This is a genomic window from Mesorhizobium sp. LEGMi-168a (assembly GCF_058312955.1).
This window is the reverse complement of record NZ_JBZEGV010000001.1, coordinates 141932-155614: the sequence shown is the minus strand read 5'-3', so window position 1 is coordinate 155614 and position 13683 is coordinate 141932. Positions and strand designations below refer to the sequence as shown.

The following is a 13683-nucleotide window of genomic DNA, read 5'->3' as shown; positions in this document are numbered from 1 at the left end:
TTTCTATGCTAGTTGCCCACGGCGTCGCCCGGCGCCCCCCAAGGACGCCGAAAAGTGCCGCGCGCAATCTATAATCGATTAGCCGCGCACCGCTCAAGCTGAGCGACGCGCTACGTTTGGTTGAATCTTCGTGATCAAGCCGCATTTGCCGCGACTGTGTTCAAAGAACAACAGATCGCGGCGGCAATGCTTGTCCGGCTACTGGTTCGGAACCTGCGGAGTGACCGGCAAGGTGACGCCATTGGTGGCCGGCGGCGCGGTCGGATTCGCCGGCGCCGGGGTGGCGGGAGCGGTGGCTGGAGCCGTGGTGGTGCCGCCATTCGAAAGCGGAGTAGTGGTCGTACCGCTCGACGGGGTCGTGCCGCCGGCCGGCGCGGCCGGCTGCGAGGTGCCCACGGGGCCGTTAGCGCCCGGAAGTTTGTTTAGCACGCCCTTACCCGCATTGTCCGTTGCCGCCGGCCGGTCGAGGATGTCGATCGGCCTCTCGCCGTAGCGGGCTATGATGGACAGGGCGAGCGAGGTTACGAAGAACGCCGCAGCCAGGATCGCCGTCGCGCGGGTCAGAGCGTTGGCGGCACCCCGCGCCGTCATGAAACCGGAACCACCGCCAATGCCGAGACCGCCGCCTTCGGAGCGCTGCAGCAGCACCACGCCGACAAGGGCGAGCACGACCATAAGGTGGATGACGATCAGTACGGTTTCCATAATTTATCCTGGCGAGGCCTTGCGCGGCCGCGCATACGACCGGTGATTTGGAGGCGGCTCCTTACAATGCTTTGGCGGCATTTCCAAGCCCGTGGCCGGGAATATGGGAAGCAATGCGGCCATTGCAACGATTTGGCCAGCCCGTGCAGCGCTTTGCTTCGCGTCCCTGCCGCTCCGGCTGAGCGCCCGCGGCTATGAGATATTCATATAGGCTTCCGCGATGGCGAGGAAATCGGCCGCCTTCAGGCTTGCGCCGCCGACCAGCGCGCCATCGACATTCTCGACGCCAAGCAGTTCCACCGCATTGGACGGCTTGACCGAACCGCCATAGAGAATGCGCATCTTGGCTGCGGCATCGCCGAGCAGCGCGGTGAGCTTGCCGCGGATATGCGCATGGGCCTCGGCGACGTCGGCCGCGGTCGGCGTCAGGCCGGTGCCGATGGCCCAGACCGGCTCATAGGCAATGATGGTGTTGGCGGCGGTGGCGCTCGGCGGCACGGAACCGTCAAGCTGGCGCGACAGGATATCGAGCGTCGCGCCTGCCTCGCGCTCGGCGCGCGTCTCGCCGATGCAGATGATGGCCACCAGCCCTGCCCGCCAGGCCGCCGACGCCTTGGCATGGACTATAGCGTCGTCTTCCCCGCCCTGCTCGCGGCGTTCGGAATGGCCGACGATGACGTGGCTGGCTCCGGCATCCTTCAGCATCTCGGCCGAAATGCAGCCGGTATAGGCGCCGCTCTCCTTGGGATGGCAATCCTCGCCGCCGGCGCGAACGGGCGTGCGCGAAAGGATCTCGGCAGCCTGGTGAAGCAAGGTCGCCGGCACGCAGACCAGCGCTTCCGTCTCCGCATCGAGCCCGCTCATGAAACCGTTGCCGATCATCCTCAACTCGTTGAGCGAGGCGCTGGTGCCGTTCATTTTCCAGTTGCCGGCGACGAGCGGACGGATTCCAGGGGTCATAGGGTCGGGTTCTCCAGGCGACATAAGGCAGCGCCCTCACTACCAAAATCAGGCCACAAAGCAATCGACAGTGGCCCGGAAGGACGCTATTGCGCTTGTTTCAGACTCGGCGCATGCGAAAATGCGCATAAATCGGAAGTAGGCATGCTTGGTTTATTGAGAAGCGCGGCGGGCACCTGGGTCGCGAAGGCGTTGCTGTCCCTGCTGGTGGTGAGCTTTGCCGTCTGGGGTATTTCCGGGCGCTTGTCGGGAAGCTTGGCGGGCCATCATTCCGTGATCACTGCAGGCGGCACGACGGTTTCGATCAACGAGTACCGCCTCGCCTACGATCGCCAGATCAACCTTTTGTCGCAGCAATATGGCCAGCGCATCACGCAGGAGCAGGCCAGGCTGCTCGGCATCGACAACCAGGTTCTGGCGCAGCTCGTTTCGGGCGCCGTGCTCGACGAGCAAGCCCGCAAGCTCGGGCTCGGCCTTTCCAAGGACCGTCTGGCCGAGCTGACGCGCGAGGATCCGGCTTTCAAGGGCCCGGGCGGCCAGTTCGACCGCAGGACCTTCGAATATCTGCTTCGCCAGGTAGGCATGCGGCCGGAGGACTATCTCAGGAACCGCTCGCAGGTGGCGGTGCGCCAGCAGATCGTCGAGGCGATTTCCGACGGTCTCAAGGCGCCGCAGACCTTCCTGAAGGCGGTCGCGCTCTATCGCGGCGAGGACCGCACGATCGACTATCTCGTGCTGCCGAAGACATTGGTGCAGCCGATCGAGGCGCCGTCCGACAGCGCGCTGAAAACCTATTTCGAAGCCAACAAGAAGAACTACGCCGCGCCGGAATACCGCAAATTCTCCTATATCCGGTTGGAGCCGCAGGACATCATGGACCCGACGGCGGTGACCGACAGCCAAGTCGCCGACGACTACAACAAGAACAAGGCGCGCTACACCACGCCTGAAATGCGCACCATCGAACAGCTGGTGTTCAAGACGCCGGATGCGGCCAAGGCGGCCTATGATTCCCTGAAGACCGGCGCCACCTTCGATAAGATCGTCACCGCCGAGGGCAAGACCCAGGCCGATACGCTGCTCGGCACGCTGGCCAAGGACAAGATCGCCGACAAGGCGGTGGCCGACGCGGCCTTCTCGCTCAACGCCAACGAGGTCAGCCCGGTGGTTCAGGGCGCTTTCGGCCCGGTGCTGCTGCGCGTCACCGAGATCAAGCCGCAAGTGGTGAAGCCGCTCTCGGAAGTGTCGGATCAGATCCGCAAGGACCTGGCGCTCGGCGAGGCTAGCCGCATCCTGCTCGACGTGCATGACAGTTACGAGGACACCCGCGCGTCGGGCGCCTCGCTTGCCCAGGCGGCCGAAAAGCTGAAGCTCAAGGTGGTCACCATCGACGCCATCGACCGCACCGGCCAGCGGCCGGACGGCACGATCGTCAACGACCTGCCGCAATCGGCCGATCTCATCAAGGCGGTCTTCGAGGCCGAGCCGAACCAGGAAAACGAAGGCCTGACCACCGCCGACAACGGCTTCGTTTTCTACGAGGACCAGTCGATCACGCCGGCGCGCGACCGCACGCTGGACGAGGTTCGCCAGAAGGTCGCGGCCGACTGGACGGCCGCCGAGACCGACAAGCGGCTCGACACGAAGGCTGGGGAGCTGGAAAAGCGCCTGAAGGCCGGCACGACGCTCGACGTGATTGCGGGCGAGCTGAAGCTCGAGAAGCAGACCAAGCGCGGCCTCAAGCGCGAAGCCGATGATGCCGACTTCGGCAAGGAAGGTGCCGCGGCCATGTTCGGCGTCGGCGAAGGCGGCACGGGCCTGATCCCCTCGCCCACCGGCGACGGCCAGATCCTGTTCAAGGTCGCCGAAGTCTTCGAGCCGGCCGGCGCCGATAGCAGCTCGGTTCCGGACGATGCGCAGAAATCCTTCAGCGCCGGCATGTCCGACGACCTGCTCGACCAGCTGGTGGCGCAACTGCAGTCGCAGTATGACGTTCGCATCGATCCGGCCGCCGTTTCCCAGGCACAGACCCGATGAGCGCTCTCAAGACACACATAGCCAAGGTCGCCACCGGTAGCGCGCTCTCCTTCGAGGAAGCACGCGAGGCCTTCGACATCATCATGTCGGGCGACGCGACGCCGGGCCAGATCGGCGGTTTCCTGATGGCGCTGCGCGTGCGCGGCGAGGCGGTGAGCGAGATTTCCGGCGCGGTCGCCACGATGCGCGCCAAGATGCTGCGCGTCGAAGCCCCGCAGGGCGCCATCGACATCGTCGGCACCGGCGGCGACAACTCGCACTCGGTCAACATCTCCACAGCCTCGGCCTTCGTCATCGCGGCGGCCGGGGTTCCGGTCGCCAAGCACGGCAATCGCGGCCTATCCTCGCTGACCGGCTCGGCCGACGTGCTGACGGCGCTCGGCGTCAAGATCGACATCTCGCCGGAGACGATCGGCCGCTGCATCCACGAGGCCGGCGTCGGCTTCATGTTCGCGCCGGCGCATCACCCTGCGATGAAGCATGTCGGCCCGATCCGCGGCGAGCTCGGCACCCGCACCATTTTCAACCTGCTCGGACCGCTGTCCAATCCGGCCGGCGTCAGCCGCCAGATGGTCGGCGTCTTCCTGCCGGAATGGATCATGCCGGTGGCCGAGACGCTGAAGGCGCTTGGCGCCGATCACGCCTGGGTCGTGCACGGCGACGGTTACGACGAGATCACCACCACCGGCGAGACTCAAGTTGCCGAGCTCGCCGGCGGCGAGATCCGCAGCTTCACGCTCACCCCGGAAGCGGTGGGCCTGAAGCGGCACAGCAAAGAAGAGCTGCGCGGCGGCGACGCGGCGTATAATGCCAAGGCGTTGCGCGATATGCTGGGCGGTGCTGCCGGCGCCTATCGCGACACCGTGCTCATGAATGCCGGCGCTGGCCTGGTGGTGGCGGGCAAGGCGACGACGCTCGCCGACGGCATCGAAGCAGCCGCACAGGCCATCGACAGCGGCCGGGCGCTCGCGGTGCTCGACAAGCTCATCGAGATTTCGAACGGTTAGAACTGTGTCCGATATCCTGCGCAAGATCGAAGCCTATAAGCGCGAAGAGATCGCCGCGGCGAAGCTCGGCGTGCCGCTTGCCGATATCAAGGCGAAGGCGAAGGATGCGGAGCCGCCGCGCGGCTTCCTCGCGGCACTCGAGGCCAAGCGGAAGGCCGGCGGCTTCGCGCTGATCGCCGAGATCAAGAAGGCAAGCCCTTCCAAGGGGTTGATCCGCGCCGACTTCGATCCGCCGGCGCTCGCCAGGGCCTACCAGCAAGGCGGTGCTGCCTGCCTTTCGGTGTTGACCGACGCTCCGTCCTTCCAGGGGGCGCCCGCATTCCTGACCGCCGCGCGCGCCGCCGTCGGCCTGCCCGCTTTGCGCAAGGATTTCCTTTTCGACCCGTACCAGGTCCACGAGGCACGGGCCTGGGGCGCGGACGCGATCCTCATCATCATGGCAAGCGTCGACGACGCTCTAGCCCGCGAGCTCGAAGCGACGGCATTCGAGCTCGGCATGGACGCGCTGATCGAGGTGCATGACGAGAAGGAAATGGAGCGCGCGCTTCGCCTCTCGTCACGGCTGATCGGCATCAACAACCGCGATTTGCGGACATTCGAGACCAGCCTCGATGTTTCCGAGCGGCTTGCGGCGATGGTGCCGCCCGACCGGCTGCTGGTCAGCGAGAGCGGCATCTTCACCCATCAGGACTGCCGCCGGCTGGAGAAGAGCAAGATCGGCACCTTCCTCGTCGGCGAGAGCCTGATGCGGCAGGCCGATGTGGCCGCCGCGACTGAGCTGCTGCTGACGGGCAAGGCGCCGGCCAATGCATCGGCCCGAAAATCGATTCCGATTTTCGGAGGGCACGATGCATAGATTCAAAGTGTTAGAGCGTACTTTGTGCATCCAAGCGGACGCACGTCGCTCTAAGGCCATCTGAGATGGCCGCCCTCACCCATCTTGGCGCCAAGGGCGAAGCCAACATGGTCGATGTCGGCGACAAGGCCGAGACGACGCGCACGGCGATCGCCGAAGGTTTTGTCGCCATGCGGCCGGAAACGCTGGAGATGATCCTGGCCGGCGACGCCAAGAAGGGCGACGTGCTGGGCACCGCGCGCATCGCCGGCATCATGGCGGCCAAGAAGACACATGAGCTCGTTCCGCTCTGCCACCCGCTGCTTCTGACCAAGGTTGCGGTCGATATCGAGCCCGATCGCGCGCTCCCCGGCCTGAAGGTCACAGCGCTTGCCCGCGTCACCGGCAAGACGGGCGTGGAGATGGAGGCGCTGACCGCGGCGTCGGTCGCCTGCCTCACCATCTACGACATGGCCAAGGCGGCGGATCGCGCCATGGTGATTTCCGGCATCAGGCTGGTCGAGAAGACCGGCGGCAAGTCGGGCGACTACAAGGCGGGCTCCTAAGATGGCGCTGCTTCCGGTCGCCGAGGCGCTCGAGCGCCTGCTGGACGGCGCGACTGCGCTGCCAGGCGAAAGCGTGCCGCTGGCCGATGCGGCCGGCCGGGTGCTGGCCGAACCGGTGTTGGCGCTGCGCACCCAGCCGCCCTTCAACGCTTCGGCCATGGATGGCTATGCCGCACACTTTGCGGACGTGGCCTCGGCGCCGGCGCGGCTTTCGGTGATCGGCATGGCGCCGGCGGGGCGCGGCTTTACCGGCATTGTCGGCAAGGGCGAGGCCGTGCGCATCTTCACCGGTGCGCCCGTGCCCGAAGGCGCCGACACGATCGTCATCCAGGAGAATGTCCGCGACCTCGGCGGCGGCCGGATCGAGGTGACCGAACCGACGTCCGCAGGACGCAACATCCGCCGAGCCGGCCTCGACTTCTTGCAAGGCGACGTTCTCTTGGAAAAAGACCGGCTGCTCGATCCGGCGGCGCTTTCGCTGGCGGCGTCGGCCAATCATCCGAGCCTTACCGTGGTGCGGCAGCCGCTGGTCGCCATCATCGCCACGGGCGATGAACTGCTGCCCCCAGGCAGCGCGCTCGGCCCCGACCAGATCATCTCGTCCAATGCCTATGGCGTCACAGCTACGGCCCAGTCGGTTGGGGCGCGCGCGCTCGACCTCGGCATCGCGGCCGACCGCCACGACGCAATCGCGGCCTTGGTCAAGAAAGCAGTCGAGGCTGGCGCTGATGTCATCGTGACGCTCGGTGGCGCCTCGGTTGGTGATCACGACCTGATCCACGACGTGCTGACCGGCGAAGGCATGCGGCTCGATTTCTGGAAGATCGCCATGCGCCCCGGCAAACCGTTGATGTTTGGCCGGCTTGGCAACATCCGCTGCATCGGCCTGCCCGGCAATCCGGTGGCAAGCCTTGTCTGCTCGCAATTGTTCCTGAAGCCGCTTCTGGCACGGCTGGGCGGCCGCGATCATCGGCAGGACATCCGCACCGCGCGATTGGCTGCCGCTATGCACGCCAATGATCTCCGGCAAGACTATGTGCGGGCCGCCGTGCGCGAGGACGCCGGACAGCTGGTCGCGACACCGTTTAGCATTCAGGATTCGTCGATGTTGAGGACGCTGGCCAACGCCAATGGCCTGATCGTGCGCGAGCCCTTCGCCCCGGCAGCGGAAGCGGGCGCCGAATGCAGCGTTCTGATGTTACGCTGAACAAAACGTCAACACATTCACTAAACTTTAAACGGTTGCGGAACACAACTGGAACAGATAGTGTTTGTTCTGGGTTTGTTTTCTGATTCTGGTTTCAGGACCCGCTGGGGGTTGCCATGCTGACGCGCAAACAACATGAACTTCTGATGTTCATTCACGAACGGCTCAAGGAAAGCGGTATTCCGCCATCTTTCGACGAGATGAAGGAGGCGCTCGACCTTGCCTCGAAGTCGGGCATCCATCGGCTGATCACGGCGTTGGAAGAGCGCGGCTTCATTCGCCGGCTGCCGAACAGGGCGCGGGCCCTTGAAGTTCTGCGGCTGCCAGATTCGATAGCGCCCGGCCTGAACGCGGCGAAGAAGTTTTCGCCGAGCGTCATCCAGGGCGGCCAAGGCAATCTCGGCCGGCAGATCAAGCCGGCAGCGCCCTCGCGCACGCCAACGCCCAGCAATGACGACGATGCCGTTTCGGCCGTGTCCATTCCGGTGATGGGCCGCATCGCCGCCGGCGTGCCGATCGACGCCATCCAGCACCAGACGCATTCGATCACAGTGCCGCCGGACATGATCGCGGGCGGCGAGCACTACGCGCTCGAAGTCAAGGGCGACTCGATGATCGAGGCCGGCATCTTCGACGGCGATACCGTGATCATCCGCAACGCCAATACCGCGAGCCCGGGCGAGATCGTGGTGGCGCTGGTCGACGATGAGGAAGCGACGCTCAAGCGCTTCCGCCGCAAGGGCGCCTCGATCGCGCTCGAGGCCGCCAATCCGGCCTATGAGACCCGCATCTTCGGTCCCGACCGCGTCAAGGTTCAGGGCAAGCTGGTCGGGCTCATCCGCCGCTACTGAGTGGTTGTGGCGGCTTCGTATCGGTCTTCTCAGGCCGCTGGTAAGGCGGCAGGCCTCTTGCCTCACGTGAGTACTTTCGCTGCTCGTGCCAAGGCCGATATGGCTTTTCGACGGCATATCGAATGGCCGGCCGCGCCGTTGCCGATTGCGGATCGAAGAAGACGGCGGCACTGCCGTCACGTGCGAGCTGGCGCTTGGTGACGACGAGGACTCGCGGGTCGCGGCAAGGATTATAGGCCGTGGCGTCGTTGATGACGATGAGGTCGGCGAAGCCGCAGGCCGGCCTGGCACTGTCGCGATTCTCGGCCAAAGCGACGATCGCGCCGGACGGATGCCGGCCAATGCAGAGATCACCGGTGCAATAGAACGGCGACCCCGGCGGCAGGTCGACAGGGTCGGCGATGTCCAGCGCGCCTTCGGCGAAGGTCTCTGGCGGCACGATTGCTTCGGCCTTGAGCGCACGTTTCCAGTTGTCAGTGGTGAATTCGTTGGAGCGGGCACGGTTGACGGCGAGCTCGCCGCCGCCGATCGGCATGGCCACCAGATGTGCGTCCTCGGAGATCAGCAGGTCCGGCGTGCGCACCTGCGGGATCGTCAACAGGCTTGCCAGAGCGAAAGGAACGGCCGCCAGCCTGAGCCAGGTGGTCGCCATGGTGGCGATGACGAGCGCGATGGTCGCCAGCAGCACCGACTGGATCGAGATCAGCCCCACGGCGTCGACCGGCGACCATTGCGAAATCCACGCCGAGATCGCGATCATTGCCGTCAGACCCTTGCCCATCAAATAGAGGAAAGGCCCGTCGAAGCCGAACGGCATCATGATCGCGCTGGCGACGGCAAGGAACATCACGACGGTGACGATCGGCATGATCGCCAGATTGGCCAATAAGCTGAGCGGCGAGACGCGCTGGAAATGCCAGATGGCAAACAGCGCCGTAGCACTTCCGGCAATGATCGACGTCATGGCGGCGCCACCCGCTCCGACCGCCAGCTTTCGCGACAGGAACCGCAGGAACGAACGCTTTGCCGGCGGCGCTCTCACTTTGTCGGCGCGGTAGTCGGCCCAGCCAGCATAGGCGCCGACTAGGGCAGCGGTCGCGGCAAACGACATCTGAAAGCTTGGACCGACCACTTCATGTGGCGACACAAGGATGACGGCGATGGCCGAGATCGCCAGGTTGCGCATCGTCAGCGCCGCGCGGTCGAAGAGCACGGCGACAAGCATCACGGCCAGCATGATGAAGCTTCGCTCGGCGGCGACAACCACGCCGGAGATGACGAGATAGGCGGCGATCGAGATAAGCGCGATGGCCGCTGCATATTTCTTCACCGGGCGCCGCGAGGAAAAATCCGGAAACAACGCGAAGGCGCCGCGCAGCAGGAGCATGATCGTGCCGGCGACCAGCGCCATGTGCAGGCCTGAAATCGAGATGATGTGGTAGATGCCGGTCCGCCGCATCGCCTCATTGATGTCTTCGGGGATGCCGGCGCGAACGCCGACGATCAGCGCCGCGGCAATCTCGCCTTCGGGTCCGCCGACGGTGCTTCTGATGTGGTCGGCAATGTTTTCGCGCGCGTTCTCGATCGCCGAGGCGATGCTCGCCTCAGTGGCCGGATCGGTTGTCGAAACGACTTTCGGGTCGCCGAGGAAAAATCCGCTACCGCCAATGCCGGAAAAATAGCTGTCGAAGGAAAAGTCATAACTTTCGGGGCGGACCGGTCCGGTCGGCGGCAAGAGCCGTGCATAGCCTGTCACCAGAGACCCTGCCTTCATGTCGGGCGGAATCCTGCGTGCCGAGAGCCTGACGCGATCCGGCGCGTAGCGCAGCGTCGGATGCGCGGTCGAGATGAGGTCGATGGTCAGCCGCACACGGCCATTGGCCATTTCCTCGACGATGACGACGCGCCCCGTCAGCCGCGTCTGGATCTCGGAGCCGAGCATTGGCGTTGCGGTCCGCCATGTCTCGACCTTCGCGGCGACAAAGCCCAATGCGCAAAACAGCGCCGCCATGAAGAGAAGATGCGTCTTTGGCCAAGAGCGGGAAATGGCCGCACAGCCCCCCATCAGCGCTACCGCCGCCAGCGGCCTGTAGAGATCGGGCTCCGTGTTCAGGGAAAAATAGAAGATCACACCGGCGGCCAGGAACACCGGAACCAGCAGGAAGCCGATGCCTCGGTCGAGCTCAGTGGTGGCTGCTGTTGCGATGCTCCGACGAAACGCGGGAGAAGAGGCACGGCGGAACTGCTTGCGGACCCGCTCGATGATTGCCCGCTCAGGCGGCTGCAAGGAGGCGTCGCCGTTCGGCGGCAAAATCTCACCAGCCGGACGCGGCATCGGAACCGAAATCGGCGTCGCTTCAGCAGGCACGGTGCCGGCAAACAGCAGGCGCTCGCTGACGCCAGCCGCCGTCCCCTCGCCCTCCTCCGCGCCCCGGCCACGTCCAGCCATCGGGTCTGCCCCTTGCGCCCCAGACCTCCTATGCTACATGAACCGCGATCGCGCGAAAGTCCGCGCAACCACGACTGTTTCAGTGCCACTCTGAGAGTTCCATGTCCGACAAGGTCGTCACCCGTTTTGCCCCCTCGCCCACCGGCTACCTGCACATTGGTGGCGCGCGCACGGCGCTGTTCAATTGGCTCTATGCCAAGCACACCGGCGGCACGATGCTGCTGCGCATCGAGGACACCGATCGCGAGCGCTCCACCGAGGCGGCGACGGCCGCCATCCTGGATGGCCTGACCTGGCTCGGCCTCTCCTGGGACGGCGAAGCCGTATCGCAGTTCGAGCGCGCGCCGCGCCATCGCGAGGTGGCCGAGGAGCTCGTGCGCCTGGGCAAGGCCTATTACAGCTACGAGACGCCTGCCGAGCTGGAGGCGATGCGCGAGGCAGCGCGCGCCAAGGGACTGCCGCCGCGTTACAACGGCCAGTGGCGCGACCGTGACCCCTCCGAGGCGCCTGCCGGCCTCAAGGGCGCCATCCGCATCAAGGCGCCGACCGAGGGCGAGACGATCGTGCACGACCGTGTGCAGGGCGAGGTGCGCTTTCCGAACAAGGATCTCGACGACTTCATCATCCTGCGCTCGGACGGCAACCCGACCTACATGCACGCCGTCGTCGTCGACGACCATGACATGGGCGTCACCCACATCATCCGTGGCGACGATCATCTGACCAACGCGGCGCGCCAGACCGTCATCTACAACGCCATGGGCTGGGCGGTGCCGTCGATGTCGCACATCCCGCTGATCCATGGCGCCGACGGCGCCAAGTTGTCGAAGCGCCACGGCGCGCTCGGCGTCGAGGCCTATCGCGCCATGGGCTATCTGCCCGAGGCGCTGCTCAACTATCTGGCCAGGCTCGGCTGGAGCCATGGCGACGACGAGGTGATGTCGATCAAGGACATGATCTCGTGGTTCGACATCGGCGACGTCAACAAGGGCGCCGCGCGCTTCGACTTCGCCAAGCTCGAGGCGCTGAACGGCGTGCATATGCGTCAGATGGATGACAAGGCCCTCTTCGACGTCTTCGTCGCCACCTTGCCCTATCTCGAAGGCGGACCGGCGCTCGCGGCAAAGCTCGACGACAGGCGCAAGGCACAGCTGCTGGCCGCTATGCCCGGCCTCAAGGAGCGCGCGAAGACGCTGGTCGAGCTCGTGGACGGAGCCGCCTTCCTGTTCGCGGAGCGCCCCCTGCAGCTTGATGAGAAGGCTGCGGGATTGCTTGGCGGTGACGCGCGCGCCATTCTGAGCGGTGTTCATGCCGCGCTTGCGGCGATCCCCGGCGAATGGAGCGCCGCGACCGCGGAAGCTGCGATCCGTGACTTTGCGCAGGCCGGCGGCCACAAGCTTGGCGCCGTCGCCCAGCCGCTGAGAGCCGCGCTCACCGGCCGGAGCACCTCGCCCGGCGTGTTCGACGTGCTTGCCGTTTTGGGGCGCCAGGAGAGCCTGGCGCGGATCGGAGATCAAATCGATTAGGAGCGAACTGGCCCAAGAAGATTGGCATTGAAAGGTGTGTTTCGCAGTGCAACATTAGGCCTTGGCCCAATCTGGCACGCACCTCCTAAAATGCGGTGGTAAGTTCGCGCATTCCGGTGATTTCGACGTGTCGTTTGCAGGAATTGCCTTGCCGGCATGAGGAAACATAAAGGAGTTTGAGAATGAGCGAAGCTGCGACAAAACTGGAACCGGGCGGCAAGGCGCATGAGTCGACCGCCAGGCTCGAGCTCGCCGGCAAGACCCATGAATTCAAGGTGCGAAGCGGCTCGACCGGGCCTGACGTCATCGACATCGGCGCGCTATACAGCACCACCGGCGCCTTCACCTACGATCCGGGCTTCACGTCAACGGCGAGCTGCGAGTCGGCGATCACCTTCATCGACGGCGACGCCGGCATCCTCTTGCACCGCGGCTATCCGATCGACCAGCTCGCCGAGCACGGCGACTTCCTCGAGGTCTGCTACCTGCTGCTCTATGGCGAATTGCCGACCAAGGCGCAGAAGGACGACTTCGACTATCGCGTGACGCGCCACACCATGGTGCATGAGCAGATGTCGCGTTTCTTCACCGGCTTCCGCCGTGACGCGCACCCGATGGCCGTCATGTGCGGCGTGGTCGGCGCGCTGTCGGCCTTCTACCATGACTCGACCGATATCTCGGACCCGTATCAGCGCATGGTCGCCTCGATGCGGCTGATCGCCAAGATGCCGACGATCGCGGCGATGGCCTACAAATACCATATCGGCCAGCCCTTCATTTATCCGAAGAACGAGCTGAACTTCGCCGCCAACTTCCTGCATATGTGCTTCGCGGTGCCCTGCGAGGAGTACAAGATCAACCCGGTGCTGGCGCGCGCCATGGAGCGCATCTTCATCCTGCACGCCGACCACGAGCAGAACGCCTCGACCTCGACCGTGCGACTTGCCGGCTCGTCGGGCGCCAATCCCTTCGCCTGCATCGCCGCCGGCATCGCTTGTCTGTGGGGTCCGGCGCATGGCGGCGCCAATGAGGCAGCCCTCAACATGCTGGGCGAGATCGGCCATGTCGACCACATCCCGGAGTTCATCGCCCGCGCCAAGGACAAGAACGATCCGTTCCGCCTGATGGGCTTCGGCCACCGCGTCTACAAGAACTACGATCCGCGCGCCAAGATCATGCAGAAGACCGCGCATGAGGTGCTGGGCGAGCTCGGCATCAAGGACGATCCGCTGCTCGACATCGCGATGGAGCTGGAAAAGATCGCACTCACCGATTCCTACTTCATCGAGAAGAAGCTCTATCCGAACGTCGATTTCTATTCGGGCATCACGCTGAAGGCGCTGGGCTTCCCCACGACCATGTTCACCGTGCTGTTCGCGGTCGCCCGCACCGTCGGCTGGATCGCGCAGTGGAAGGAAATGATCGAGGATCCGCACCAGAAGATCGGCCGCCCGCGGCAGCTCTACACCGGCGCCACGGAGCGCGACTACGTGCCGATTGCGAAGAGATGAAGTGAGTAGTGAATAGGGAGTAGTGAGTG

The 13683-nt window shown here is 64.9% G+C and carries 11 protein-coding genes; 8 read left to right on the top strand and 3 right to left on the bottom strand.

From position 1 onward, the window contains the following. Positions 1–198: 198 nt before the first annotated feature. Positions 199–705: a preprotein translocase subunit SecG gene (gene secG, locus AC4FWB_RS00780; protein ID WP_491023894.1), complete on the bottom strand. Its 507-nt coding sequence runs from the start codon at positions 703–705 to the stop codon at positions 199–201. Positions 706–897: 192 nt separating this feature from the next. Further along, on the bottom strand, positions 898–1665 hold the full coding sequence (gene tpiA / locus AC4FWB_RS00775; protein ID WP_491023893.1) for a triose-phosphate isomerase: 768 nt from the start codon (positions 1663–1665) through the stop codon (positions 898–900). A gap of 144 nt (positions 1666–1809) precedes the next feature. Between tpiA and AC4FWB_RS00770 the strand changes: the two genes are divergently transcribed. From AC4FWB_RS00770 to lexA, 6 genes are all read left to right on the top strand, one after another. Beyond that, positions 1810–3702 (top strand): SurA N-terminal domain-containing protein, encoded by a 1893-nt coding sequence (locus tag AC4FWB_RS00770; protein WP_491023892.1) that lies wholly within the window; start codon positions 1810–1812, stop codon positions 3700–3702. Beyond that, positions 3699–4709, top strand: a complete 1011-nt coding sequence (gene trpD, locus AC4FWB_RS00765; protein ID WP_491023891.1) for an anthranilate phosphoribosyltransferase — start codon at positions 3699–3701, stop codon at positions 4707–4709. Before AC4FWB_RS00770 ends, trpD begins: the two co-directional genes overlap by 4 nt. Before the next feature lie 4 nt (positions 4710–4713). Next, on the top strand, positions 4714–5565 hold the full coding sequence (trpC, locus tag AC4FWB_RS00760; RefSeq protein WP_491023890.1) for an indole-3-glycerol phosphate synthase TrpC: 852 nt from the start codon (positions 4714–4716) through the stop codon (positions 5563–5565). 65 nt (positions 5566–5630) lie between these two features. Beyond that, complete coding sequence (moaC, locus tag AC4FWB_RS00755) at positions 5631–6110, top strand: cyclic pyranopterin monophosphate synthase MoaC (protein ID WP_491023889.1); 480 nt, start codon at positions 5631–5633, stop codon at positions 6108–6110. Between the two features lies 1 nt (position 6111). Continuing rightward, positions 6112–7317 carry a molybdopterin molybdotransferase MoeA gene (locus AC4FWB_RS00750; RefSeq protein WP_491023887.1) on the top strand — a complete coding sequence of 402 codons (1206 nt, stop codon included), beginning with the start codon at positions 6112–6114 and terminating at the stop codon, positions 7315–7317. 116 nt (positions 7318–7433) lie between these two features. Continuing rightward, a complete protein-coding gene (gene lexA / locus AC4FWB_RS00745; RefSeq protein ID WP_192245184.1) occupies positions 7434–8168 on the top strand; it encodes a transcriptional repressor LexA in 735 nt (244 codons plus the stop codon). Here lexA and AC4FWB_RS00740 read toward each other — a convergent pair. Further along, complete coding sequence (locus AC4FWB_RS00740; protein ID WP_491023886.1) at positions 8152–10617, bottom strand: ComEC/Rec2 family competence protein; 2466 nt, start codon at positions 10615–10617, stop codon at positions 8152–8154. The two genes, lexA and AC4FWB_RS00740, sit on opposite strands and share 17 nt — an antisense overlap. 101 nt (positions 10618–10718) lie before the next feature. Between AC4FWB_RS00740 and gltX the strand changes: the two genes are divergently transcribed. Beyond that, positions 10719–12143 carry a glutamate--tRNA ligase gene (gltX, locus tag AC4FWB_RS00735; protein ID WP_491023885.1) on the top strand — a complete coding sequence of 475 codons (1425 nt, stop codon included), beginning with the start codon at positions 10719–10721 and terminating at the stop codon, positions 12141–12143. Positions 12144–12325: 182 nt separating this feature from the next. Beyond that, the gene (gene gltA, locus AC4FWB_RS00730; RefSeq protein ID WP_278230534.1) at positions 12326–13654 is read left to right on the top strand and encodes a citrate synthase; all 1329 of its coding nucleotides are present in this window, start codon (positions 12326–12328) and stop codon (positions 13652–13654) included. The last annotated feature ends 29 nt before the right edge of the window (positions 13655–13683 follow it).